The organism is Roseateles depolymerans (assembly GCF_003387155.1).
Lineage (GTDB): Bacteria > Pseudomonadota > Gammaproteobacteria > Burkholderiales > Burkholderiaceae_C > Roseateles > Roseateles depolymerans.
Window position 1 is genome coordinate 635,960 of sequence record NZ_QUMT01000001.1, and the last position, 26,166, is coordinate 662,125.

The window sequence follows — 26,166 nt, forward strand, 5'->3', positions numbered from 1 at the left end:
TGCGCAAATGAAGGGCTGTGCATTCATTGCCACAGCCCGGTGTGACACGAGTGCGCATTCGCCGCTGATGCGCCGCCCTTTTGCAGACCCTGGCATGCCGACTGAATAGTCAGCCTATTGGGCCCACGCCCCCGTGTTCATCGGCCCTGTAGCGCGCTGCGCGCCTCACGGCCCAGGGCGGCATGGCTGCGCATCACATTTGTGAACAATTGATTTCTAAGGGATTTCCTTTCCTGTCAGGTCTTGCAGGGGGACGCACCGGCCCGGGTGAGTCATTCCTACACTCCGTTCCACGTTGAGACCGCTTTCACTCGATGAACAGTGGGATCGGACGGGCCACAGTAACCTTGGAGATCCACAGCATGATGCGTTTGACAAAGCTCACCCGTGCGCTTGCCCTCGGACTCTTTGCCGTCGGATCGTCGGCATTCGCCGGTGTGCCCACTGTTGACATCCAGGCGGCACGCCAGCCGCTGCCCGAGCAGACCGATCGTCTGATCGTCAAATACAAGGACGGCAGCGTGGCCGTCCAGCAGCGACTGGGCGTGGCCGTGCAGGCCCACCCGGTGGCCAGCGACGCCCTCGGTGCCCGCACCCAGACGCTGCAGCAACTGGCCGCGCCGTGGGGCGCCCGGGTGAGCCTGCTGCGCCAGACCGGCACCGGCGCCCACGTCTTCAAACTGGACCGCGCGCTGAGTCTGTCGCAACTGCGTGACCTGGCCACCCAGATCAAGGCCAGCGACGCCAACGTCGATTACGTCGAGCCCGATCGCAAGATGTATGCGATGGCCACGCCCACCGACCCCAGCTATGCCAACCAGTGGGACCTGTTCGAGACCACCGGCGGCATCCGCGCGCCGGCAGCCTGGGACCAGTCCACCGGCGCCGGCGTGGTGGTGGCGGTGATTGACACCGGCTACCGCCCGCATGCGGACCTGAGCGGCCAGTTCGCCGTCAACAGCGGCACCTCCACCGTCGCCGGCTACGACTTTATTGCCGACACCGCCGTGGCCGTGGACGGCAATGGCCGCGACAGCGACGCGCTGGACCCGGGCGACTACTACGCCACGAATGAATGCGGCTCCGGCGTGCCGGGCTCCAACTCCAGCTGGCACGGCACCCACGTGGCCGGCACCATTGCCGCCAAGTCCAGCAACGGCATCGGCATCACCGGCATTGCCTACAACGCCAAGATCCTGCCGGTGCGGGCGCTGGGCAAATGCGGCGGCTACACCTCCGACATTGCCGACGGCATCACCTGGTCCTCGGGCGGCACCGTCTCCGGCATTCCCGCCAACGCCAATCCGGCCAAGGTGCTGAATCTGTCGCTGGGCGGCAGCGGTGCCTGCGACACCACCACCCAGACGGCGATCAACGGCGCCCGCTCCCGCGGTGCCAGCGTCATCGTCGCGGCGGGCAACTCGGCGGCCAATGCGGCCAACTTCAGCCCGGCCAGCTGCGCCGGCGTGGTGACCGTGGCGGCCACCAACCGCAGCGGCGGACGGGCCTCGTACTCCAACTACGGCTCCATCGTCGCCCTGGCGGCGCCGGGCGGCGATTCGGGCTCGGGCAACGGCATCTATTCCACGCTCAACGCCGGCACCACCACGCCGGGCGCGGACAGCTATGCCTACTACTCCGGCACCTCGATGGCCACGCCGCACGTGGCCGCCGTGGCCGCGCTGATGTATGCGGTCAAGCCCACTGCCACGCCGGACGAGATCACCGCGGCCCTCAAGAGCAGCGCCCGGGCCTTCCCGGCCACCTGCAGCCAGTGCGGCACCGGCATCCTGGACGCCAATGCGGCCATCACCGCCATCCTCAGCGGCGGTGGCGGGGGCGGCGGCGGCACGACCATCCCGGAGACCACCGCGTCCAACAACACCCGGGCCACCGCGCAGCTCATCGCAGCGCCGGGCGGCACCATCAGCGGCGGACTGTCCAGCACCACCGACACCGACTACTACGCCGTGTCCCTGGGCGCCGGCAAGACGCTGACGGCGTCCCTGCCCAATGCCGCGGGGGTCGATTACGACCTCTACCTCTACAACAGCTCCGGTTCGACCCTGAAATCCAGCACTCTGAGTGCCGGTCAGACCGACAGCTTCACCTACACCAACACCACCTCGGCCGCGGTCACCGTCTATGTGCGGGTGACCTACTACAGCGGCGGCGCCGGCAGCTATTCGCTGACGCTTGGGTGGTGATGGCCCTTCTTGCCAATCACCTCGCTTGGTAAGCCGGGTGCCCTGGGCCCGAACGGGGCACCTGTTGATTCCCGCCGGCGCGAGTCGGCGGGTTTTTTTTGCCTGCCGGTACACTTGGGTTCTTACTGGATTCCACAAGCATGGCCGGCCTCGATTCTTCCTCTCCGCTCCCGACCGACATCGTCGTCCACCAGCAGTCCAAGGTGCTGGAGCTGGCGTTTTCCGATGGCGCCCGGTTCCGCATTCCCTTCGAGCTGATGCGGGTGTGCAGCCCGTCCGCCGAAGTCCAGGGCCACGGCCCCGGCCAGGAAGTGCTGCAGACCGGCAAGCGGGACGTGCAGATCGTGGCCGTGCAGCAGGTGGGCCACTATGCGCTGCAGCCGCTGTTCTCCGACGGCCATGAAAGCGGCCTCTTCACCTGGGCCTATCTCTACCAGCTGGGCCGCGACCAGGACCAGCTGATGCGGGACTACGAGGCGCGCCTGGCCGCCGCCGGCCTGGATCGCGACGCCCCCATGCCCGAGAAGGGCAGTGGCCACGGCTGCAGCAGCCACTGATGAACAAGAACATTCCCGCAGGATCCGCCATGAGCTCCACCCACTTCGGCTTCGAGACCGTTGACGAAACCCAGAAGGCCAACCGCGTGCGCGGCGTCTTCGACTCCGTCGCCTCGCGCTACGACATCATGAACGACCTGATGTCCATGGGCCTGCACCGTGCCTGGAAGGCCTACACCGTGGCGGTGGCCAACCTCAAGGCCGGCGACAAGGTGCTGGACATCGCCGGCGGCACCGGCGACCTGGCCCGCGCCTTCGCCCGCAAAGTGGGCGAGCGCGGCATGGTGGTGCATACCGACATCAACGAAGCCATGCTGCGCACCGGTCGCGAGCGCCTGCTGGACGAAGGCCTGGTGCTGCCCACCAACCTGTGTGATGCCGAAGCGCTGCCCTACAAGGACAACAGCTTCGACCTGGTCTCGGTCGCCTTCGGCCTGCGCAACATGACCCACAAGGACCTGGCCCTGGCCGAGATGTGCCGGGTGCTGCGTCCCGGTGGCCGCCTGCTGGTGCTGGAGTTCTCCCGCATCGCCGAGCCGCTGCGCAAGCCCTACGACTGGTACTCCTTCAAGGTGCTGCCGCGCCTGGGCCAGATGATCGCCGGGGATGCCGACAGCTACCGCTATCTGGCCGAATCCATCCGCATGCATCCGGCGCAGGCCGAGCTCAAGGCGATGATGAAGACCGCCGGTTTCGGTCACGTCGATGTGCACAACCTGACCGGCGGCGTGGTCGCCTTGCATGTCGGTATCAAATGCTGATGACCTGTCGCAGTCGTCAACAAACGTGACGACTGCATCTGGCGCGGGAGCGCCAGCCAGCGCCGATCCGCGATCGGCGCCATCCCCCTGAAGACGGCCCCGGACCCGCGTTCGGGCGCTCTTCGACCGTTCTCTTCCCTCTGTCCCCCCTCGATCAAGGGGGCGTTTCCACACCGCTTGGCGAGGGCAGGAGTCATTCTTGCTATGCACCCACTCAGTCTCGGGAGTGAGGGGGTCCGGTCCGCATGGAATCAGGGTTTACCGTCATGGCGCACGGCTACACTCGCCGCTCACGTGAGAGCGTGGGTCGCCCCGTGAGGGTCGCCGGGACTTGCATAACAACGAGAGTCGAAGCCATGAACTTGAAGAGAAAGCGGTTCAACTGCAACGGATTTCGCTTGGCGGGCCTGACGGCCGCAGCCATGGTGGCGATCGCGCTCGCCGCCTGCGGAGGGGGCAGTGGAGCCAAGGCGTCGCAGACCGCTGCGAAGGTGAACAAGGAAGAGATCACCGTTCACCAGATCAACTACGTCCTGCAGCGTCAGCCCAACCTCAAGAAGGAGCAGGTGGAGCCGGCCTCGCGCCAGATTCTGGAGCGTCTGATCGACCAGGAACTGCTGGTGCAAAAGGCGCAGGACCTGAAGCTCGACCGCGACCCGCGGGTGGTGCAGCAGATCGAGACCGCCAAGCGCGAGATCATTGCCCGCGCCTATGCGGAACGCCTCGGCGAGAAGGCCACCAAGCCTTCCAATGAGGAGATCAGCAAGTACTTCAACGACAACCCGGCACTCTTTACCGAACGCCGCATCTACAACGTCCAGGAACTGAACATCGAGGCCCGTCCGGAACAGCTGGACGAGATTCGTGCTCGCCTGAACGATGCGAAGACGCTGACGGATTTCGTGGAGTACCTCAAGAGCAACGACATCAAGTTCGTCGGCACGCAGTCGGTGCGTGCGGCCGAGCAGGTCGCGGCCGGCAGCCTGAAGGTGCTGTCGCAGATGAAGGACGGCCAGCATGCGGCGGCCCCGTCGCCCAACGGCCTGATGGTGATTTATCTGGCTGGGTCGCGTCTGCAACCGGTGACGCTGGAGCAGGCCCGTCCTGCCATTGAAGGCTTCCTGCTGGGCCAACGCCGCATGCAGCTGATTACGCAGGATGTGAAGACCCTGCGTGACAACGCCAAGATTGAATACGTCGGCAAGTTCGCCGAGGCAGCCGCCTCCTCGCCGACCCCCACGCCGGCCCTGACGCCGGACCCCGTCACCGAGCCGGCCTCCAGCGCCACGGGCTTGGACAACAGCACTATTTCGAAGGGCTTGGGCATCAAATGATGAAGATTCAGACGCGGAACCTCCTGAAGCCGCTGGCCACCGGCGCCCTGGCGCTGATGATGTCGGTGAGCGCCCTGGCGCAGACCGGCGCCCCGCGCACCACGGCCCCCACGGGTTCGCAGCCCGCTCCGGTGGGCCTCGCCTCCGGCGCGACCGCCGAATACCGCCTGGGCTCCGGCGATGCCATCCGCATTACCGTGTTCCAGAATGCGGACCTGACGCTGGAGACCCGGGTCTCTGAAGCCGGCACCATTTCCTACCCGCTGCTGGGCCCGGTGCGGGTGGGCGGCCTGTCGGTGAGCGAAGCCGAAAACCGCATTGCCGAAGGCCTGCGCAAGGGCAACTTCGTCAAGCAGCCGCAGGTGAGCATCCTGGTGATGAAGGTCACCGGCAACCAGGCCAGCGTGCTGGGCGCGGTCAACCAGCCCGGCCGTTATCCGCTGGAGCTGGCCGACACCCGCCTGACCGACCTGCTGGCCAATGCCCGCGGCGTGGCCCCGTCCGGCGGCGACCTGCTGGTCGTGTCCGGTCAACGCGGCGGCAAACCTTTCCGCATGGAAGTGGACCTGCCCACGCTGTTCGGACCGAACGGCCGCGAGCAGGACCTCATCATCCAGAACGGCGACGTGCTGTGGGTGGACCGCTTCCCCATGGTCTACATCTATGGTGAAGTGCAAAAGCCCGGCCAGATCCGCCTGGAGCGCGGCATGACGCTGCTGCAGGGCCTGGCCGCGGGTGGCGGCCTGACGCTGCGCGGCACCGACCGCGGCATCCGCGTGCACCGCAAGGGCGCGGACGGCAAGGTGCAGGAGCTCAAGCCGGCCATGGATGAATCGCTCAAGGATGGCGACGTCATCTACGTGCGCGAAAGCCTGTTCTGATTTCGAGAAGACCGGCTGGCCTCTGCAGCCGGTGCAAGCAGCCGGGCCGACAGGGCCCGGCGAAGGAGTGAGTCGTGACGCCCAGCAAGTTGATTTCCATCATCTTGGCTCGTTGGTCGCTGGTGCTGCTGGTGGTGGTGTTGACCACCCTGACCGCACTCGGCGTCAGCCTGTCGATGAAGCCGAAGTATGTGGCCGCCGCGTCGGTACTCATCGATGCCAAGCCCGATCCCATATCCGCCCTGATCTACCCCGGCCTGGCTTCACCCTCCTACATGAACACGCAGGTCGACGTGATCGCCAGCGATCGTGTGGCCCTGCGGGTGGTCAAGGACCTGAAGCTGACGGACAACCCCGACGTCCGCCAGCAGTGGATGGCGGCCACCGGTGGCCAGGGCAGCATGGAGCAGTGGCTCGCCTCCGGCCTGCGCGGCAACATGGAGGTCAAGCCGTCCAAGGAAAGCAATGTGCTGATGGTGACCTACAAGTCGCCGGAACCCGAGGCCGCCGCGGCCTTTGCCAATGCCTTCGTGCGGGCCTATGTGGGCACCACGCTGGAGCTGCGGGTCGATCCGGCCCGCCAGTACGCCGGTTACTTCGAGCAGCAGTCCAAGGCCGCGCTCGAGAAGCTGGAAGCCGCCAAGTCCAAGCTGTCCGCTTATGAGCGGGAGCACGGCATCCTGGCCACCGATGAGCGCATGGACATCGAGAGCTCGCGCCTGTCCGAGCTGTCCTCGCAACTGGTGGCCGTGCAGTCGGTGACCGCCGAATCCAACAGCCGCCAGGGCGCCGCCGCTCGCGGCAGCGACACGCTGCCCGATGTGCTGGCCAATCCGGTGGTGTCCTCGCTCAAGGGCGAGCTGAGCCGTTCGGAAGCCCGGCTGCAGGAACTGAGCACCCGCTACGGCGACGCCCATCCGCAGGTGATCGAGGCCAAGGCCTCGGTGGCCGACCTGCGCGCCAAGATGGCCGCGGAAATCCGCCGCGTCACCGGCGCGGTGGGCGTAACCAACACCATCAACCGCCAGCGCGAATCCGAGATCCGCGCGGCCCTGGAGGCGCAGCGCGCCAAGGTGATGAAGCTCAAGGAAGCGCGTGACGAGGCCGCCGGCCTGATCCGCGAGGTCGACAGCGCCCAGCGCGGCTACGACAGCATCGCCACCCGCCTGACGCAGACCAACCTGGAAAGCCAGAGCACCCAGAGCAACATCTCCATCCTGACCGAAGCCACCACGCCGCTGCGTCCGGCTTCGCCGCGGGTGGGCCTGAACACCGCGCTGGCCTTCGTGGCGGGCCTGGTGCTGGCCATCGGCATGGCGCTGCTGCTCGAGATGCGCGACCGCAAGATCCGTGATGCCGACGACGTCATGGCGCTCCTGCAGATTCCGATGCTGGGGGTGCTGCCCGCCCCCAACAAGCGTCCCAACAAGGCTCTGCCGGCGGCTGAACGCCGCCTGCTGGGCCACGCCACGCGAGGAGCGGCTTGATGTCCGATCTGAAGGAACCCCTCCACTACGCCTCCAGCAAACCCGTGGACGCCCAGACTTCCAAACCTACCGCCGGTCTGCATGACCGGTCCATCGGCGCCATCATCGCCGAGACCCGCAACCTCAGCGCCGACCAGGTCGAGCGCGTGCTGCAGTACCAGCGCGAGCGCGGCATCCGCTTCGGCGAAGCGGCCGTGGCCCTGGGCTATGCGAATGCGGAAGACGTGCTGGAAGCGCTGTCCAAGCAGTTCCACTACCCGTATGCGGCCAGCGAGCGCAAGAGCCGCAGCCCGGAACTGATTGCGCTGAACCAACCGTTCTCGTCGCAGGCGGAAGTCTTCCGCGGCATCCGCAGCCAGATCATGATGCGGCTGTACCGTGAGGGCGAACCGCGCCGGGCGCTGGCCGTCATCAGCCCCGACACCATGGATGGCAAGAGCTACTTCACCGCCAACCTGGCCGTCACGCTGGCGCAACTGGGGGGCCGTACGCTGCTGGTGGATGCGGACCTGCGCCGCCCGCGTCAGCACGAGATCTTCGACGTCAACAACCAGGCCGGTCTGTCGTCCATCCTGTCGGGCCGCAGCGAGCCGCGGGTGATCCAGCAGGTGGAAGGCATGAACAGCCTGTTCGTGCTGCCGGTCGGCGCGGTGCCGCCCAACCCGGTGGAACTGCTGGAGCGGCCCGCCTTCGGCATGCTGATGCGGGAGCTGGCCGGCAAGTTCGACCACGTCGTGGTGGACACCTCCGCCGCCCTGTACGGCGCGGATGCCTCCATCGTGGCCTCCCGTTGCGGCGCCGCCCTGGTGCTCGCCCGCCAGGACCGCTCGCGCGTGCTGGCCTTGCAGGAATTGACCGACAGCCTGGACGGCATCAATACGACGCTGCTGGGCACGGTCATGAACCAATACTGATCAAGGGCCGCAGAGCCGCATCGCTTGCCGAGGGTCGCCGCTGCATGCGGTGGCCCGGTCTTGTCGCCTTCGCAGGGAATCCAGTGAAAGTCATGTCGCGCAATGTCCTCCCCGGCGACCCGGGCCGGGTGGCACCCCGGTTCGGGCCGTTCTGGGCTGCCAACCGTCTGGTGCTGGTGATGCTGGCCCTGGGCCTGGCGGTCATGTACGTGCCCACCCTCATCGACTTCATGCACGGGCCGTGGCGCGGAGACCGCAACAGCCATGGTCCGATCGTGCTGGCGCTGTCGGCCTGGTACTTTTATTTCCAGACCCGCCGGCTCGCCGGGCAGGGCGAGCGCTTCGAGGCGCGTCCGGCGCCAGTGCTGGGCTGGATCGTGCTGCTGCTGGGGACTGCGGCCTATGTGCTGGGCCGCTCGCAGTCGATTGCGCTGCTGGAGCTGGGCTCGCTGCTGCCGGTGCTGCTGGGCATTGCGCTGCTGCTGCTGGGGCCGGGCATCGCTCGTCGCTACTGGTTCGCCTTCTTCCTGCTGCTGTTTGCCGTGCCGCTGCCGGCGTCCATCGTGGACGTGATCACCCAGCCGATGAAGCTGGCCGCTTCCTGGGGCGCCGAGCAGCTGATGTACCACCTGGGTTATCCGGTGGCGCGCTCCGGCGTGATCCTGCAGATCGGCTCCTACCAGCTGATGGTGGCCGATGCCTGCGCCGGCCTGAATTCGCTGTTCACGCTGGAAGCGCTTGGCCTGCTCTACATGAATGTGGTGCGCCATGAATCGGTGTTCCGCAATTTCACGCTGGCGCTGCTGATCGTGCCGATCTCCTACTGCTCCAACGTGATCCGCATCCTGATCCTGGCCCTGCTCACCTACCATCTCGGCGACGACGTGGGGCAGGGCTTCATGCACGAGTTCTCCGGCATGGCGCTGTTCCTGACCGCGCTGATGCTGATCGTGCTGACCGACAGCCTGCTGCGCGCCCTGTCGCTGCGGGTGGAACGCCGTCATGGCAACAAGGAGGCCGCATGAGCGCCATTCCTCCCGACGCTGCCGCACGCCCGGTGCCGGCGGCGGCCCGCATCCCGCGGTTCTCGATCTACACCGCCATCATGGGCCTGCTGGTGATGATGGCCGCTGCGGCCTGCGCCTGGCTGGCCACGCCGCGGCTGCAGGCCATGAGCAATGCCCCCAGCCTGGATGCGGTCGTGCCCAAGACCTTTGGCGACTGGCGCGTGGTGGCCGACTCCACCACGCAGGTGGACGTGGCCCAGGGCGTGGAGACGGTGCAGGAACAGCCCTACGACCAGACGGTCATGCGCACCTACGCCAACAGCCGCGGCGACATGATCATGCTGGCCCTGGCCTGGGGCGAACGCCAGCGGCAGGATGTGAAAGTACACCGGCCGGAAGTCTGCTATCCGGCACAGGGCTTTGCCGTGCGTCAGATCGGCAGCGGCCACGCCATCAGCACCGAGGCGCGCGCCACGCCGATCCCCACCACCCAGATCCTCACCGAAGCCCGCGGCGGCGGCTTTGAGGCAGTTCGTTACTGGATCCGCATCGGCAACATGTATGGTGGCGATGGCCTGCAGGCCCGCTGGTACATCCTGCAGGAGGGCTTCAAGGGCCGCATTCCGGACGGCGTGCTGGTGCGTGTGTCGCAGCGCCTGGCCAAGGCCGATGACGCGCCGGCCTCGCAGGCGCTGATGGAGTCCTTCCTGCAGGACATGGTCGCGGCCGTGCCGGCGACCAGCCGCGGCCTGCTGGTGCGCTGAGCACGCAGGGCGGACGGACAGACGGGCAGCGACAGGAAGCGACTTGCAGTGAAGGACTTATCTTTGCGTTGGTGGGGGACAGGACTGCGGCTGTGGCGGAGCGTGGCCTACGGCATGGACGGTGCCGGCTTCCTCGGGCTGATCGGCCTGGCGGTCGGTGCGGTGGTGATCGGCTGGGCCAGCGTGTTGATCGGCGGCGTGGCCGAGGACAAGCCGGTGATGCTGGCCGTCATGCCGCTGGTGATGCTGACCGCCTTCCTCTTCATCTACAGCCGCGAAGCCTTCCTGATCGTGGTGCTGCTGATCCGGGCGGGCGCCAATCCCATCTTCGAGCAGGCCCGCATGGCCGCGGTCGGTGGCCTGGGCGGCTTGCTCAATGCCCTGGTCATTCTGCTGGCGGCGCTGATCATCTCCCGCGATCCCAAGCGATTGCCCAAGCAGGCCTGGTGGGTCTGGGGGCCGCTGCTGCTGATGCAGGCCCTGGGCCTGGTGTATTCGCCGGAGAAAATGGCGGCCATCCGTCTGTTCCTCGGGTATTTGTCGGTGGTGGCTCTGTTCCTGGTGGCCTTCTTCCTGGTGCAGGACGAGGATGACTTCAACAAGATGCTGAAGATCGTCACCTGGTCGTCGGTGCCGGTGGCGCTGGTCTCGCTGGCCTACATCGCCATGGGCCGCACCGCCGGCGGCGGTGATGCGCTGGAAGAGTCCGGCCTGCGGTACGGCGGTCCGTTCCCCCACGCCAACATCCTGGCCTTCTACCTGGTGCTGTCGCTGGGTGTGCTGTTCTATCGATGGAAGAGCCAGCAGATCGGCAAGACCTTTTTCACCACCGCCGTGGTGGTGGGCTACATGCTGCTGCTGCTGGGCCTGCTCTACACCACCAAGACACGCAGCGCGTGGATCTCGGTGCTGCTGATCTTCTCGGTCTACGGCCTGGTGCGGGAGCGGCGTTATCTCGTCTACCTGGTCCTCATCGGCGCGGCCGGCTTCATGGCCTTGCCGGAATTGCGGGAGCGGGTGATGGGCCTGACCGAAGGCAATGAGGTGGTGCAGTACGCCAAGCTCAATTCCTTTGCCTGGCGCAAGCTGCTGTGGACCGATGCGCTCACCTGGATGTCGCCCACCCGCTATCTGGCCGGGTATGGCGCCGAGTCCTTCTTCGCCCTGTCGCAGGAATTTTTCTCGATGGCCGGCGTGATGAAGTGGGGCGCTCACAGCGCCGTGGTGCAGACCTTCTTCGAGCTGGGCGCACTGGGCCTGGCCGCCTATCTGTGGCTCTACTTCAGCACCGCCCGCATGATCCGGCGGCTGTTCGGCGTCAAGCCGCTGCTGGCGCTGATCGGCATGTGCCTGCTGGTGGCGAACTTCCTGGTGTCCAGCTCGGACAACATGTTCGCCTACCTGATCTACAACTGGTACTTCTGGTTCTGCATGGGCTGCCTGTGCGCGCTGGCCATGCGGCTGGTGCCGGACGGCCTGCGGGAAGGCCGCTACCGCCGGACCTGGGGCATCCGTCCCAGTGCCCAGGCGCGTGCGCGTGGGGAAGCGGGCGCGGCCGCCGAGCGGTCGGTGAGCGCCACGGCCTGGCTGAACACCGTGCCCATGGGGCTGACGCGGCAGGTGCCGGCGCAGGCCGGTGCGCTCCAGGGCACCAGCGGGAACCGCGGTGCCTCGGGCCGCAGTGGCCCGGGCCGGGGCCATACGGGCCGTGACGCGACCAACGGCCGCGGCTCTGACGGCCGCCCCGACCGCCGACCCGGTGTGGGCCCGGAGGGCCGTCCCCGGTGAGCGCGAACCTGACTCCGGCGGCTGAACCGCCGCGCCCGATCTCCGAACCGAGCCCCACCGCCGAGCATTACCCGGTGCTGGATGGCGTGCGGGCCATCAGCATCCTGGCGGTGCTGTGGACCCACCTGATGCCCTTCACCCTGGGGGGCATTCCGCTCAATGAATCGCTGGGCATGTTCGGCATGGCCCTGTTCTTCATCCTCTCCGGCTACCTGATCACCGGGCAGTTGCTCAAGCGGCCCCCGGTGTCGAGCTTTCTGGCCCGCCGGCTGCTGCGGGTGGTGCCGGCGGCCTGGATTGCGCTGTCGGTGGTGTGGTGGTTCCGACCGGTGGACCTGGAGACGGCGCTGAGCTATCTCTTCTTCTACGCCAACCTGCCGCCCCAGCGGCTGGTGCCCCCGATCGACCACTTCTGGAGTCTTTGTGTCGAGGTGCAGTTCTACATGCTGGCCGCGCTGATGCTGTGGCTGCGCGTGCGGGCCATCTGGTGGCTGTTCCCGGCGCTGCTGATGACCTTCACCGGCATGCGCATCTCGCACGACATCACCGCCTCCAGCGTGACCTGGTTCCGCGCCGACGACCTGCTGGCCGGGGCCTGCCTGGCCCTGGTGATGCATTCGCGTTTCTGGCCGGCGGTGCGCCAGGTCTTGTCTCGCCCGAGCATGGTGCCCGCTTTCCTGCTGTTACTGATGGCGGGCAGTTTCCTCAGCCATGAGGTGTATAACCCGTTGACCTACCTGCGGCCTTATGCGGCTGCAGCCTTCGTCGGTGCGCTGATGGCGCAGCCCAGGCATCGACTCTCGATCTGGCTGGGAGGACCGGTATTTGCCTATATCGCTTCCATTTCCTATGCACTCTATGTGTGGCACTTGCCCCTGGCGGCCACCTGGCTGGGCAGCGGTGATCTCTGGGTCAAATATCTGAAGCGACCGTTGCTGTTGTTGGTGGTCTTCGGTATTGCGCACGTTTCCACTTTCCAGGTGGAGCGGCGTTTCAACGAGCTGGCCAAGCGTGTCGGGGCAGGGCGCGGCCGGCGGTTGAAGGAGGTCTGAAAATGACGTCACCCTCGCTGTCATCGCTGTTCTCTTCGCCCCGCACTCCGTTGCAAGGGCCGCCCCAACCCGTTGATCGCGCTGATCGCGCTGATCCCGCTCACCGCGCTCGCCGCGATAGGGGGCGGCTCGCCGGGTCCGCGCGTGCGTGGCTGGGAGACGATCCGCCCGATCGGTCCCAAGCGGCCCATCGTCCGGCACGCGCACTCGCGGCCGGTGCGCTGGCGGTGATGCTGTGCGGCACCGACCTGATGCTGGCGCCCGAGGCGTCGGCGCAGACCGCGCCGGCCCGGGTGTTCGGCACCTACGACACGCCGTTCGCGGCGTTCTCGCCCTGGTACATGCAGCCGGTGGCGCCGGTGCTGAGCGACTTCACCATCCCCACGTCCAACTATTACCCCACGGTCGCCGAGGGCACCTGGTCCACCGGCGTGTTCAAGGCGCTGGCGTCGGACCCGTCGGTCACCGTCTATCCGCCGGTGGGCAATACCAGCGGCATCTGGGATCCGGATGCGGAGAGCTACCGGTCCACCGTGGTGATCCCGCGCTGGCCGGCCAATGTCGTGCCGGCGTCGGGCTCGGACGGGCATGCCGACATCATCGACGAGGCCATGGGCATCGTGCATTCGTTCTTCCAGCTGCGGCTGGACAACGGCACCTGGCGCGCCGGCCAGTACGCCTGGGCGCCGCTGGCGGGCCGCGGCTTCGGGGAGGGCGGCCACTACTACCAGGGCGCCCGCGCCGTGGGCGTGCCGGCCATTGGCGGCGTGATCCGCAAGGCGGAGGTGGACGACGGGCTGGGCTGGTACCGGCATGCGCTGGCGATCTCGCTCACCTACAACGCGCTGAGCGCGGCCACCACCTACATCTATCCGGCCACTTCCGCCGACAGCAATGCCGCCACGACCAACACCGGCAGCATCCCTCAAGGCGCGCTGCTCATGCTGCCACCGACCTTCGACACCAGCAGCCTGACCAATCTCAAGCTGCGCAAGGTGGCGGAAACGCTCAAGCGCTACGGCGGCTATGTGGTGGACCGCAACTACGGCACCCCGTTTGTCATCTACGCCGAAAACGGCAGCAACTTCAACCTGATGCCCAATGGCTGGGACAACACCACAGCCAATGAGCTGCAGGCGGTGCGGTCGGCGCTGCGGCAGGTGGTGAGCGTGTCGGGCTGGATCGACGGCAACGGCGCGCCCATCGTGCCCGAGCAGCGGCTGAACATCCTGTCGATGCGGGGACAGTGGTCGCTGCAGCGCAGCTCGCCGCTGGGGACCTACGACACCTGGAAGCAGGCGGTTGTCTTCCCCTACAACGCGGTGGATGTGGTGCAGGTGAACTACAGCACCCGCACCATCAGCAATGTGGCCTGGGCCAAGCCGGTGGCCGGCACGCCCTACAAGCTCACCGCCCGCTGCAGCGGCGGCGGTCGGCTGCGGCTGGCCCTGTATGACAACAGCGGCACCAAGCTGTATGACAGCGGTGAGCTGGCCAACGGCGCCGTGGCCACCTTCAACTGGCCGGCCAACTATGCGCGCGTGGCGGTGTATGCCTACAGCGGCAATGCCGGCACCGTCTCCACCGTCGGCGGCACGCTCGTCTCGGACGCGCCGCTCAATGCCTTGTCCGGAAAGATCTTGATGAAATGAGCCAGGCGGATGCGGATCGGGACTGGCAAGCCGACCTGGCGCGTTGCGGCGACGCACGCGCCTGGCGGCGCGAGCAATCCCTCTGGGCCCTGTGGGTCTACCGGTTTGGCCGGCGCGTGGACGCCATGCCGCCTGGCATGGGCCGGCGCTGGCGCACCAAGGCCTACTGGCTGATGTTCCGGGTGGTGGAAACCGTGACCGGCATCAGCCTGCCCAAGGATTGCCGGATTGGTCCCGGTTTGCGCATCTGGCACTTCGGCGGCATCTTCGTGAATCCCGGCACCGTGATCGGCGCCCAATGCACCTTGCGACAAGGTGTGACGCTGGGTAACCGCGTGCCGGACGGCCCCTGCCCGGTGCTGGAAGACGGCGTGGAGCTGGGGGCCTATGCGCAGGTGATCGGCGGTGTGCGGCTGGGCGCCGGCTGCCGCATCGGCGCCATGGCGGTGGTGTTACAGGACGTGCCCCCGGGGGCGACCGCCGTTGGGAACCCGGCACGAATCCTGCCCTTGCCGACGACCAGTGCACCGGCGGCGTCCACCGGCACCGATGCGGTGCCTCCAGCTGCCGCTGTGTCCCCCATGTCCCGGACACCGGGGGCGGATGAACCTATAAAAACATCGCCGACATCGATCGGCGGTTGAATCGAGACAGGGGTGGCCACCCGCATGGCTTGTGGTGACTCGCGGCCTGACTGGTCGTGGGTCGGCGTGATCGAGGGAAGTACGGAAGGGTAGCCAACATGACGATGCAATGGGATCGACGCCACTGGTGCGGCGCCAGCCTGGGGCTGGCCGCTGCCGCCCTGGCGCCGGGCCTGGCCGGGGCCCAGCAGCGGCAGGACCCGCAGGAGAAGTCGGCCGAGAAGGGGGCCGAGAAAGGGTCCGAGAAGGGCCAGGACAAGCGCCGTGGTGGCGCTGAGCGCGGTGAAGGCCGCGGCTCCACCCGTTTCGGCACCGCCGAGCGCCCGTTCTCCGCCCAGTCGCCCTGGAACTGCCGCCCGATCGATCCCGTGCTGGACAGCTGGAGCATTCCCAAGGACGCGTATTTCCCGGCCATCGAAAGCGGCAAGTATTCGGTCGGCGTCTTCCTCTGCAGCCCGGACGACCAACCCCAGCGCGTGCTGGGCCCGGTGAACCAGAAGGGCGTCTGGGATCCGGATGCCGAAGCAATGGTCCCGGAAGTGTTGATCCCGCGCTGGCCCGCCAGCGTGCTGCCGGCCAGCGGCTCGGACGGCCATGCCGATCTGGTGGACCCGCAGGCCGGCATCATCCATTCCTTCTTCCAGCTCAAGAAGGTGGGCGACGACTGGCGCGCCCAGCAATATGCCTGGACCCGCCTGGACGGCCGCGGCTGGGGAGACCCGGCGCATTACTTCCAGGGCGCCCGCGCCGCCGGCGTGCCCACCATGGGCGGGCTGATCCGCAGCCATGAAATCGAGGACGGCGAGCCGCTCTACCGCCATGCGCTGGCGATGTCGCTGACCTTCTCCGGCCTGAGCCCTTCACCCGGCTACATCTTCCCCGCCACCTCGGCCGACCGGGGCTTCGAGCAGAACAAGGGCCAGATTCCCGAAGGCGCGCTGCTGATGCTGCCGCCGGACTTCGAGATCCGCTCGCTGGGCGACCTGAGCATGCGCAAGATCGGCGAGACGCTCAAGCGCTACGGCGGCTACGTGGTGGACCGCAACCACGGCACGCCCTTCTGCATCTATGCCGAAATCGGCGCCCGCTTCCCCATCGTGCTGAAGAACGGCTGGAACAGCCAGGTCGGCAACGACCTGGAGCGGCTGCGCGGCGCCCTGCGCCAAGTCAAGTCGGCCAAGGGCTGGCTGGACGGCAACGACCGGCCGGTGGACCTGGACGCGCCGATGAACGTGCTGTCCATGCGCGGCGACTGGCGTGCCGTCAAAGGCACGGCCCGCGCGCGCTACGACACCTGGCGCCAGGCGGTGGTCTTCGAGGACGCCCGCGAGGCGGTGCTGGCCGTGGAAGGCAACCGGCAGCTCAGCGGCGTGACCTGGGCGCGTCCCCAGGCGGGCCAGGCCTGCCGCCTCACCGCACGCTGCACCGGCGACGCCCGCCTGCGGGTGGAGCTGAAGGATCGCGGCGGCCGCACGCTGGCCGACAGCGGCGAGCTGGACAACGGCAAGAGCGCCAAGTTTGACTGGCCGGACGGCGTGGCCTCGGTGCGCACGTCGGTCAAGGCCTCGGGCAGCGGCAGTGCCAGCGCCGACCTGCGCGTGGTGGCCGGCGCATGAGCGCGCCCGCGTCGCCGCAAGCGCCGATGTCCCCGTTGTCCGGGCCGACGGGCATGACCAAGGTCATTGAGGCGCCGGCAGCGGCGCCTGCATCATCGCGCCCCGGCGCGGCCGTCGCCGGGGGGCCGGTGGGTGGCAGCCCCTCGTCGGCCCCTCCATCCCACCGTCAGTCCCACCCTCAGCCCCCCGTTGTCCCGAGGAATTCCGTGAAGGTCGCGTATCTCGTCAACCACTATCCCAAGGTGAGCCACACCTTCATCCGTCGCGAGATCCTGGCGCTGGAGAAGCATGGCGTGCCGGTGCAGCGGCTGGCGATTCGCGGCTGGGACGACCCGGCGCCGGATGCGCAGGACCAGGCCGAGAAGGCCCGCACCCAATACCTGCTGCAAGGCGGCGGCGTGGCACTGGCCAAGGCCTTCGTGTCCGAAGCCGTGCGCGCCCCGGGACGCTTTCTCCAGGCCCTGCGCCTGGCCCTGCGCATTGGCCTGCGGGCCGACCGGCCCTGGCCGCTGCACCTCGTCTACCTGGCCGAAGCCTGCGTGGCCCTGCGGATGCTGCGAGAGGCCGGCGCCACCCATGTACATGCGCACTTCGGCACCAATTCGGCGGAAGTGGCCATGCTGGTCGAGGCCCTGGGCGGCCCCGGCTACAGCTTCACCGTGCATGGCCCCGAGGAATTCGACAAGCCCGAGTTCCTGCACCTGGGCGAGAAGATCCGCCGCGCACGCTTCGTGGTGGCCATCACCTCCTTCTGCCGCAGCCAGCTGTACCGCTGGGTGGACCGTCAGCACTGGAACAAGGTGCGGGTGGTGCATTGCGGGCTGGAGCCGGCCTTCCATCAGGTTCATGCCGCCCCGCCGACCGGCCGGCGGCTGGTCTGTGTCGGGCGCCTGTCCGAGCAGAAGGGCCATCTGCTGCTGATCGAGGCGGCTGCCCTGGTGGCGGCGCAGGAACCGGACTTCGAGCTGGTGCTGGCCGGCGACGGCGAGCTGCGCGGCGCCATCGAAGAGCGCATCCGCGCCCACCGCCTGGAGCGCCACGTGCGCATCACCGGCTGGATCAGCAGCGACCAGGTCCGCCAGGAGCTGATCGACGCCCGTGCGCTGGTCTTGGCCAGCTTCGCCGAAGGCCTGCCGGTGGTGGTGATGGAAGCCATGGCCCTGGGCCGCCCGGTGGTGAGCACCGGCATTGCGGGGATACCCGAGCTGGTGCTGCCGGACGAGAATGGCTGGCTGGTGCCGGCCGGTGACGCCCCGGCGCTGGCCACCGCCATGCTGGCCTGCCTGCGGACCGAGGACAGTGCCCTGGCCGCCATGGGCCAGTCGGCGCGCCAACGGGTGCTGATGCGCCACGATGTGGATGTCGAGGCCGAGCGGCTGGCCGATCTCTTCCAGGAGTATGTCCATGCTTGAACTGCTGCAGGGCCTGCCCTGGCTGCTGGTGCTGATGCTGAGCCTGCTGCTGGCCGTCCCGGCCTTGCTGCTGCTGGCGCAGGTGGTGCTGGCCTTGCTGCCGGACCGGACCGAGCGAGAGCACCCTCGGCCCGAACGCATCGCCGTGGTCATGCCGGCCCACAACGAGGGCCGGGGCCTGCGGCCGACCCTGATGCAGGCCATGGCCCAGTTGGGGCCGCAGGACCGCATCCTGGTCGTGGCCGACAACTGCACCGACGACACCGCCGCCCAGGCGCGTGAATTCGATGTGACCGTGGTGGAGCGCACCCATGCGACCGACCGCGGCAAAGGCTTCGCGCTGGACTTCGGCGTGCGGCACCTGGAAGCGCTGGCGATCCAGGAAGGGCATGCGCCCGATGTGGTGGTGATCCTGGACGCCGACTGCGAGCTGGGCCCGCGCCTGCTGCCGCGGATCGCCTCGGTGGCCCATGCCACCGGCCGGCCGGTGCAGGCCACCTACCTGATGGAAGCGGCCAATGACGGACTGAAGGCGCGCATCGCCGAATTCGCCATGCGGGTGAAGAACCTGGTGCGGCCGCGTGGCATGCACCAGCTGGGACTGCCCTGCGGCCTGTACGGCACCGGCATGGCCTTCCCATGGGCGGTGGCGGTGCAGGCGCCGCTGGCCAGCGGCCATCTGGCCGAAGACATGCAGCTGGGCGTGCGCCTGGCCCAGCTCGGCGCGCCCCCGCTGCTGTGCGAGGACGCGCTGGTGACCAGCGTGTTTGCCAAGAGCCAGGAAGGCGCCGCCAGCCAGCGCACCCGCTGGGAACACGGCCACCTGGCCATGCTGGTGGGCGAGGGCCCCCGTCTGCTGTGGCGCTCCATGCGGCCGGGCCGCGGGGCCCAGCTGCTGCAGGTGCTGGACATGCTGGTGCCGCCGCTGACGCTGCTGGCGCTGATGCAGGTGGGCTGGCTGATGGTCACCCTGCTGCTGGCCGTGCTGCTGGGCTGGTGGGCGCCGATGGGGGTGGCGCTGCTGAGCGTGCTGATGCTGGTGGGGGCCATCGTCATTGCGCAGCAGCGCTGGGCCGACGACATCCTGAGCCTGTCCGAACTCGCCGGCGCGCCGCTGCTGCTGCTGTCCAAGGTCCCGCTCTACCTGCGCTTTGTCTTCAAGCGCCAGGTCGAGTGGGTGCGAACCAAACGAGATCTGTGACGGCGCCCCCGGCCCGTTCTGCCTGATGAGTGCCCGTCTTCCCATGACCCCTTCCGCCTCCGTGACGCCCGCCGCGACGTCGGCCTCCGCGGCCGTGCTGCCCACCATTGCGGTGGACGGCCTGCCGTTCGTGGCCAGCACCGTCCCGCAGCTGACCGACCACATCGTGGCCGAAGCCCTCGCCGGGCGCGGCGGCTGGGTGGTGACGCCCAATGTCGACATCCTGCGCCGCTGGCGCCAGGAGCCCGAATTCCGCGCCCTGGTGGCCGATGCCAATGTGTTCACGGCGGACGGACGTCCGATCGTCTGGGCCAGCCAGTTGCAGGGCACGCCGCTGCCGGCGCGCCTGACCGGCTCCGACCTGTTCGTGCAACTGGTCACCCGCGCGCATGCGGCCGGCTTGCGCATGGCCTTCATCGGCGGCAACGAAGGCGCGGCGGAAGCGGCGGCGAAGACTCTGCTGCCGCAGGGGCACGAAGCGACGGTGCGCTGCCTCTGCCCGCCTTTTGGCTTCGAGCAAAAGCCCGAGGAGATGGCCCGCCTGGAGCGGCTGCTGATCGACTGGCAGCCGCAGATCGTCTTCATTGGCCTGGGCTCGCCCAAGCAGGAAAAACTCATTGCCCGCCTGCGTCCGCTGGCCCCGAGCGCCTGGTACCTGGGCGTGGGCGTCAGCTTCAGTTTCGTGGCCGGCGATGTGAAACGCGCCCCGGGCTGGATGCAGCGCTCCGGGCTGGAATGGCTGCACCGGCTGGTGCAGGAGCCGGGCCGTCTGGCCCATCGATATCTGGTGGACGGCGTGCCGTTTGCGCTGGGCCTGCTGTGGCGGGCTTCGCGGGCCAGGAAGCGTCTGTCGTGAACAGGGGCGTGGTGATGAACGTAGCGAGGGGCATGCATGGCCTTGTTTGATGTGCTGATGCCGGTGAAGAACGGCGAAGCCTTTTTGAGCCAGGCGCTGACCAGCGTGCAGGCGCAGACCGAGCGCGACTGGCGACTGCTGGTGCTGGACCATGGCTCCACCGACCGCACGGCCGAGATCGTGGCCCGTGCGGCGGCGCAGGACCCGCGCATCGAGCTGCATCCGTTCCCGCAAGCCCAGGGCCTGGCGGGGCTGCTCAATGAAGGGCTGGGCCTGATCGAGGCGCCCTACCTGATGCGCATGGATGCCGATGACGAATGCCTGCCCGAGCGCATGGCCCTGACCCATGCCGCCTTCGAGCGGGACCCGGACGTGGTGCTGGTGGGCGGGCAGTCGGTGATGATCGATGCGCAGGGCCAGGAGATCGGCGCGATGACGCATCCGACGGACAAGGACGAACTGGCGCGCTGCGCGCTGTTCCGCAACGTCTTTGCCCATCCCACCATCAGCCTGCGCAGCCAGGCGGTGCGTGACCGCGGCATCCGCTACGGCCAGTCGATGTTCCGCGCCACCGATCCGCAGGCCGACATCGAAGTGCCCAACCTGGCAGAGGACTATCTGCTGTTCAGCGAGCTGGCGCTGCAGCGCCAGGGCATCAACCTGCCGCAGAACGTGCTGCGCTACCGCTTCCACAGCGGCAGCGTCAGCCGTCAGAAGTACTGGGACCAACTGCAGATGTCGGGTCGGATCTCGCGCCACCTGGGCGGGTTGCTGGCGCGCTGGTCGGGGCAGGCTGCGTTCGATCCGGTGCCGTTCTGCTCGCATGGCCAGGCGCTGATCGATGTGAAGGGCCGCCGTGAGTATGCGGACGACTATGCCCGCATGGTGCATGCGCTGGCCCGTTCCGGATCGGCCTGGTCCGGCGAGGCGGCCGAACGTGAGCTGCGCTGGCGCCGCACCTTCGTGGACCGCCATCCGCTGGGGCTGGCGTCGCGGGCCCTGCGCTTCGGCCTGGGCGGGCGGGCCGACCCCTGGGAGATGCGCACTGCGATGAATGCGCTCAAGCAGCAGATCCGCGGCCGGGCGCGTCTGCAGATGGAGCCGGTGGCGGGCTGAGCGGGACCGTGAACAGACAGGCCGCATCGGCTGCATGGGGCGACACAGGCCGATGGGCCGATGTCGGGCGGCCAGGGCCCTGGCGGAGACCAGTGCGGAGTTGGATGCGGCTGCTGATACGGCGCCGAATGCGGCTGCGGCTCCGAATGCAGATCCGGAAGCGGGATGCGAATACGGCGACGCCTGCCGGCCTGAACGAGGTTGGTCAGCCGGCCAGGGTTGGATCCCCGCTGCGAGAGCGCCCCAAAGGCGTGAGCGCGGCGGGCCCGACCTGATGATGAATTGAGTTGAGGGAAATCCGATTGAGACGAGTTCTTGTCGTTCGAGATGAATTGCTGCCCCTGTCCGAGACCTTTGTCCGGCAGCAGGCCTTGCATCTGCGGGACTGGCGCGCCACGCTGGTGGGACAGCGGCTGTGCCTGAACGGCCTGTCGCTGGACGGGCTGGACCCGCAGCTGCTGGACCTGTCGCCCACCGGCACCGTGGATGCGATCCGCTGGCGGCTGTACCGGCGTCTGGGCTGGCCCTTGCCCGCCGCCTTGCGTCCGCTGACCTGGCCGGATGCGGAGGGCGTGCGTCCGTCGCTGGTGCATGTGCATTTCGCCACCGATGCGGTGCTGGCCTGGCCCTGGCTCAAGGGCCTGAACCTGCCGACCGTCGTCACCCTGCATGGCTACGACATCCACACCCGGCCCGACTGGTGGGAAAGCGGGCAGGGCGGCGACTACATGAAGGACTACCCGCGCCGCCTGCGGGAGATGGCGGCCGACCCGCGCGTCTCGTTCATTGCGGTGTCGGAAGCGGTGCGGGCGCAGGCGATGTCGGCCTACGGCATCTCCGGCGACAAGCTGCACACCCTCTTCATCGGCGTGGACACGCGGGACTTCGCCCCCAGCGGCGCTCCGGCCGGCGAGCGTGAGCCGCACATCCTGTTTGTCGGCCGACAGGTCGAGAAGAAGGGCCTGGAGTTCCTGATCCGCGCCATGGCTCGGGTGCATCAGCGCTTCCCGCAGGCACGGGTGAAGGTGGTGGGCGACGGTCCGCTGCGCGAGCGCATGGAAGCCCTGACGGCCGAGCTGAACGCGCCGGTGGACTTCCTCGGCGCCCAGCCCAGCCAGCGGGTGCGCGAGCTGCTGGGCACGGCCCGCATCTTCTGCCTGCCCAGCGTGGTGAGCCAGTCCGGCGATGCGGAGGGCCTGCCGATTTCCATCCTGGAGGCGCAGGCCTGCGGGGTGCCGGTGGTGACCTCGGCCATGGGCGGACGCGATGAAGGCATCGAGCCGGAGCGCACCGGCCTGGCCTTCCCGGAAGGGGATGTGGACGCCTTGGCCTCGCAGATCGAGCGGCTGCTGGCCGACCCGGCCCTTTGCACCGCCATGGGCCGCGCGGCCCGCGAGCTGGCGGTGCGCAAATTCGATCTCCAGATCTGCCAGCGTGCCCTTGAGGCGTTCTACACCGCCCAGGCCGGAGGTGTGCGTTGAGCGGGATGATGCACAGCGTCCGCTGGCTCAGCGTGGCGCAGGCCAGCAAGGTGCTGGGGCAACTGGTCAGCGTGGTGGTGCTGTCGCGGCTGCTGCCGCCGTCCGCGTATGGCGTGATGGCGCTGGCGGGGGTGGTGCTCACCTTCGCCAGCCTGCTGCGCGACATGGGCACCGGGGCCGCCATCATCCAGCGCAAGAGCCTCACCCCCACCCTGGCGGACACGGTGTTCTGGCTGAACGTGGGCCTGGGCGTCGGCCTGGGCCTGGTGCTGGCGGCGGCGGCCTATCCCATCTCGGTGTTCTTCCGCGAGCCGGAGCTGTTCCCGGTGATGCTGCTGATGTCGCTGGGTTTTCCGCTCGGCGCCACCACGGCGGTGCATCAGGCCTGGATGGAGCGGCACGCCCGCTTTCGTGAGCTGGCCATCCTGGATGTGTTCACCCAGGTAGGTGGGCTTTGCCTGTCGGTGGCGTGTGCGCTGGCGGGCTGGGGGGTCTACAGCTTCGTGGTGCCCACGCTGTTCACCATCGGCGTGAACAGCACCTGGTTGTGGTTCAAGTCCGGCTTCAAGCCGGGCCGCACCTGGAGCCGCGAGGAGTTCCGCTCCCTCTGGGGCTTCAGCGGCAGCCTGACCGCCTTCAACTTCATCAACTACTTCGCCCGCAATGCCGACAGCATGATCATCGGCCGGGTGCTGGGCGCCGGCCCGCTGGGCCAGTACGGCATGGCCTACAAGCTGATGCTGTTCCCGGTGCAGCACATGAGCTGGGTGGTGGGCCGCGCGCTGCTGCCGCGACTGTCGGGCATCCAGGACGACCTGGCCGCCGTGCGCGACGTCTACTTCAAGGTGCTGGGCGGCATCTCGCTGCTGAGCATGCCCATCATGGTGGGGCTGTGGTCGCTGCGGGTGCCTTTCGTGGATGTGGTGCTGGGGCCGAAGTGGGCCATCGTGGCACCGCTGCTGGGCTGGCTGGCGCCGGTGGGCATCATGCAGTCGCTGATGAGCACCATCGGCTCCACCCTGACCTCGCAGGGGCGCACCGCGGCGCTGTTTTATCTGGGCATCTTCAACACGGCCACGGTGCTGGTCGGCTTCTTCGCCGGTGCGCAGTTCGGCGTGGTCGGTGTAGCAGCAGGTTACTTCGTCGCCAATCTGTTGAACTTCCTGGTGACGATCGTGTGCATGGGCCGCTGGCTGCAGGCGACCCCGGGACCGCTGTGGCGCCAGATGAAAGCACCGGTCGTGTCATCCCTGGCCATGGGCCTGGCGCTGTGGGGCGCGGACCTCGCGCTCGCTCACACCGCGTTACCCGCCAAGGTGCAGCTCGGCATGTTGATTGCCCTTGGCGCCGCGGTATATCTCAGTGTGCTGGGTCTGGTCTTCGGTCAGTCGCCGAAGGTCCTGCTCAACACCTTGAAAGGGAAGGCGTAGCAGCGGCATGGGTGGAAGAACGGCATCGGCATCGGCAGAGACAGGGTCCGCGGCATCGGCGGCATCGGCCGTGGCGATGGCCGCGCCTGCGCCGGCCGTCGGCGTGCCCGCCGCTTCTGCCACGACCTCCGGCGGGGCGGCCCGGCGGCTGCCCGGCATTGATGCGCTGCGCATCTTTGGTGCGGTGCTGGTGGTGGGCCTGCATGTCGGTCGTTTCCCGGAATGGCCGGTGCCTGCCATGGAGCTCACCATGGCCGCCGGCCGCTGGGTGGTGCCCTTCTTCTTCGTGGTGATGGGCTTCTTCCTCGGGCAGCGGCCGAACTGGGCCGCGTCCGCGCTGGGCTCGGCCGGGCGGCTGCTGCAGATCACGCTGGTGTGCGCGCTGCTGTATGCGCTGCTGCATGCCGTGCAACTGGGGCCCAAGGCAGCGCTGGAGCGCATCCTGTCGCAGGATGCGATCGTGCGCGGCGTCTGGGGCCATCTGTGGTTCATGCATGCGGCGCTGGCGGGGGTGCTGCTGGCGGCGGCACGGCCGGACTGGTGCATGGCGCGGGGGGCCTGGTGGGGCATTGCCGCGGTGATCCTGCTGGCCAGCGTGATCGACTCGCTGTGCGCCATGGGCCGGGTGAGCTGGCCCACCATGTTTGCCAGCCGCTTCCTGGGTGGGGCGGCGATGGTGTGGCTTGGCATCAAGCTTGCGAGCGTGCCGGTCCGCACGCTCGCGCGGTGGTGGCCGGTGCTGCTGGTCGGCGGCGCGCTGCTGCTGGTGGCGCAGGGCATGGCGGTTCGCTGGAAGGGAGGCCAGGCCATCGAGCTGCAGCTGCATGTGGGCGCGGTGCTGATGGGCGTGGGCGCGATGGCGCTGGGCCTGTGGCTGCCGGCCACGCCGATGATGGAGCGGCTGGCCGATTGGGGCCGGCGTTATGCGCTGGGGCTGTATCTGCTGCATCCGATGATGATCGAGATGCTCCGGTCGGTGGGTTTGCGCCGCAGCGATGGGCTGTGGCTGTGTGCCGCCGGGTTGACGCTGCTGCTGCTGTGGGCGGCGGAGCATTGGTTTCCGCGCGGCAAGGCGGTGCTGGACGGGCGCTGATGGCGCCGGCCCGACTGCTGGTTTTGAGATGAAAGATGGACATGAGTGAATCGCCCTTGGTCTCGGTCTACATGCCGACGCAGAACCGGCTGGCATCGATGCGTGCCGCGGTGGAGTCGGTGCTGGGACAGACCTATCGGAATGTGGAACTGGTGGTGGTGGACGACGGCTCCACCGATGAGACGCCGCGCTGGCTGGCGGAGCGCGCCCTGCAGGATCCGCGGCTGAAGGTGCTGCGGCATGAGAAGGGGCGCGGGGCCTGTGCGGCGCGTAATGAGGCGATCCGGGCCAGCACCGGGGTGTTCCTGACCGGGCTGGATGATGACGATGAGTTCAAGCCGCATCACATCGAGGCGTTGCTGGCCTACTGGCATCTGCTGACGTCGATGGGGGATCAGCCCTCGGTGCTGTATGTGCAGTATGAGTTCCGCAGTGGGGACAAGCGCTGGTACAGCGCGAAGGTCGGTCGCTGCACGGCGGAGATGATGCTGCAGGCCAATCATGTGGGCAATCAGCTGTTCGGGCCGCGTGACCGGTTTGTGTCGGCCGGGCTGTTCGACGAAGAGATGCCGGCTTGGCAGGATCTGGAATTCTTCTATCGCATCCTGAAGCTGCATGGGCCGGGACGTTTGTTGGACCTGCCCAGTTATGTGTTTGACGTGGCGCCGCGGCCGGATCGGATCTCGTCAAAATCCAAGCAGAAGGTGCTGAGGGCCTGCCAGCTGATGTATGCCAAGCATGGGCAGGGGCAGGGGCGGACGATGCAGTTGATGCTGCTGCAGGTGTTTTCGGAGTACTACGGCTTCCGGCCGGATGCGGCGGATATGCGGCAGTTCATGAAGCAGGGGTGGTGGGCCGAGGGCTGGTATCAAATGATGCGCCGCTGGCTGCGTCCGCCGGCGCAGGCATGAGC

22 protein-coding genes are annotated in these 26,166 nt (G+C 68.0%); all 22 read left to right on the top strand.

Annotation, left to right across the window (positions count from 1 at the left end):
- Window positions 1-362 precede the first annotated feature (362 nt).
- Window positions 363-2,207 carry a S8 family peptidase gene (locus DES44_RS02745; protein WP_083526102.1) on the top strand — a complete coding sequence of 615 codons (1,845 nt, stop codon included), beginning with the start codon at window positions 363-365 and terminating at the stop codon, window positions 2,205-2,207.
- Between the two features lie 140 nt (window positions 2,208-2,347).
- A complete protein-coding gene (locus DES44_RS02750; protein ID WP_058936321.1) occupies window positions 2,348-2,764 on the top strand; it encodes a gamma-butyrobetaine hydroxylase family protein in 417 nt (138 codons plus the stop codon).
- A 29-nt stretch (window positions 2,765-2,793) separates the two neighbouring features.
- Window positions 2,794-3,525 (top strand): bifunctional demethylmenaquinone methyltransferase/2-methoxy-6-polyprenyl-1,4-benzoquinol methylase UbiE, encoded by a 732-nt coding sequence (gene ubiE / locus DES44_RS02755; protein WP_058937560.1) that lies wholly within the window; start codon window positions 2,794-2,796, stop codon window positions 3,523-3,525.
- 356 nt (window positions 3,526-3,881) lie between these two features.
- Complete coding sequence (locus tag DES44_RS02760; RefSeq protein ID WP_058936320.1) at window positions 3,882-4,859, top strand: EpsD family peptidyl-prolyl cis-trans isomerase; 978 nt, start codon at window positions 3,882-3,884, stop codon at window positions 4,857-4,859.
- Entirely contained in the window at window positions 4,856-5,740 is an 885-nt protein-coding gene (gene epsE / locus DES44_RS02765) for a polysaccharide export protein EpsE (protein WP_232309827.1), read from the top strand. The genes DES44_RS02760 and epsE overlap by 4 nt, the downstream gene beginning before the upstream one ends.
- A 74-nt stretch (window positions 5,741-5,814) precedes the next feature.
- On the top strand, window positions 5,815-7,227 hold the full coding sequence (gene epsF / locus DES44_RS02770; RefSeq protein WP_058936319.1) for a chain length determinant protein EpsF: 1,413 nt from the start codon (window positions 5,815-5,817) through the stop codon (window positions 7,225-7,227).
- A complete protein-coding gene (locus DES44_RS02775; protein ID WP_058936318.1) occupies window positions 7,227-8,141 on the top strand; it encodes a polysaccharide biosynthesis tyrosine autokinase in 915 nt (304 codons plus the stop codon). Before epsF ends, DES44_RS02775 begins: the two co-directional genes overlap by 1 nt.
- A gap of 92 nt (window positions 8,142-8,233) precedes the next feature.
- Entirely contained in the window at window positions 8,234-9,166 is a 933-nt protein-coding gene (gene xrtB / locus DES44_RS02780; RefSeq protein ID WP_083525800.1) for an exosortase B, read from the top strand.
- On the top strand, window positions 9,163-9,912 hold the full coding sequence (locus tag DES44_RS02785; protein WP_058936317.1) for an exosortase C-terminal domain/associated protein EpsI: 750 nt from the start codon (window positions 9,163-9,165) through the stop codon (window positions 9,910-9,912). The genes xrtB and DES44_RS02785 overlap by 4 nt, the downstream gene beginning before the upstream one ends.
- Window positions 9,913-9,960: 48 nt before the next feature.
- A complete protein-coding gene (locus tag DES44_RS02790; protein WP_147306925.1) occupies window positions 9,961-11,700 on the top strand; it encodes an O-antigen ligase family protein in 1,740 nt (579 codons plus the stop codon).
- Complete coding sequence (locus DES44_RS02795) at window positions 11,697-12,752, top strand: acyltransferase family protein (protein WP_058936315.1); 1,056 nt, start codon at window positions 11,697-11,699, stop codon at window positions 12,750-12,752. Before DES44_RS02790 ends, DES44_RS02795 begins: the two co-directional genes overlap by 4 nt.
- Before the next feature lie 230 nt (window positions 12,753-12,982).
- Entirely contained in the window at window positions 12,983-14,404 is a 1,422-nt protein-coding gene (locus DES44_RS02800; protein WP_058936314.1) for a hypothetical protein, read from the top strand.
- Window positions 14,401-15,048, top strand: a complete 648-nt coding sequence (locus tag DES44_RS02805) for a serine acetyltransferase (RefSeq protein WP_083525799.1) — start codon at window positions 14,401-14,403, stop codon at window positions 15,046-15,048. Before DES44_RS02800 ends, DES44_RS02805 begins: the two co-directional genes overlap by 4 nt.
- A gap of 98 nt (window positions 15,049-15,146) precedes the next feature.
- Window positions 15,147-16,664, top strand: a complete 1,518-nt coding sequence (locus tag DES44_RS02810; RefSeq protein ID WP_058936313.1) for a hypothetical protein — start codon at window positions 15,147-15,149, stop codon at window positions 16,662-16,664.
- Window positions 16,665-16,870: 206 nt separating this feature from the next.
- Window positions 16,871-18,076 carry a glycosyltransferase family 4 protein gene (locus DES44_RS02815; RefSeq protein WP_058936312.1) on the top strand — a complete coding sequence of 402 codons (1,206 nt, stop codon included), beginning with the start codon at window positions 16,871-16,873 and terminating at the stop codon, window positions 18,074-18,076.
- Window positions 18,069-19,277, top strand: coding sequence for a glycosyltransferase family 2 protein (locus tag DES44_RS02820; RefSeq protein ID WP_058936311.1), 1,209 nt, complete (start codon window positions 18,069-18,071; stop codon window positions 19,275-19,277). Before DES44_RS02815 ends, DES44_RS02820 begins: the two co-directional genes overlap by 8 nt.
- A 43-nt stretch (window positions 19,278-19,320) precedes the next feature.
- Complete coding sequence (locus DES44_RS02825; RefSeq protein ID WP_058936310.1) at window positions 19,321-20,133, top strand: WecB/TagA/CpsF family glycosyltransferase; 813 nt, start codon at window positions 19,321-19,323, stop codon at window positions 20,131-20,133.
- 36 nt (window positions 20,134-20,169) lie between these two features.
- Entirely contained in the window at window positions 20,170-21,249 is a 1,080-nt protein-coding gene (locus tag DES44_RS02830) for a glycosyltransferase family A protein (RefSeq protein ID WP_058936309.1), read from the top strand.
- 332 nt (window positions 21,250-21,581) lie between these two features.
- Complete coding sequence (locus DES44_RS02835) at window positions 21,582-22,730, top strand: glycosyltransferase (RefSeq protein WP_058936308.1); 1,149 nt, start codon at window positions 21,582-21,584, stop codon at window positions 22,728-22,730.
- Between the two features lie 8 nt (window positions 22,731-22,738).
- The gene (locus DES44_RS02840) at window positions 22,739-24,160 is read left to right on the top strand and encodes a lipopolysaccharide biosynthesis protein (RefSeq protein WP_211326919.1); all 1,422 of its coding nucleotides are present in this window, start codon (window positions 22,739-22,741) and stop codon (window positions 24,158-24,160) included.
- A gap of 7 nt (window positions 24,161-24,167) precedes the next feature.
- Entirely contained in the window at window positions 24,168-25,253 is a 1,086-nt protein-coding gene (locus tag DES44_RS02845) for an acyltransferase family protein (RefSeq protein ID WP_083525797.1), read from the top strand.
- Window positions 25,254-25,294: 41 nt separating this feature from the next.
- On the top strand, window positions 25,295-26,164 hold the full coding sequence (locus DES44_RS02850; RefSeq protein ID WP_170156582.1) for a glycosyltransferase family 2 protein: 870 nt from the start codon (window positions 25,295-25,297) through the stop codon (window positions 26,162-26,164).
- Window positions 26,165-26,166: the final 2 nt, after the last annotated feature.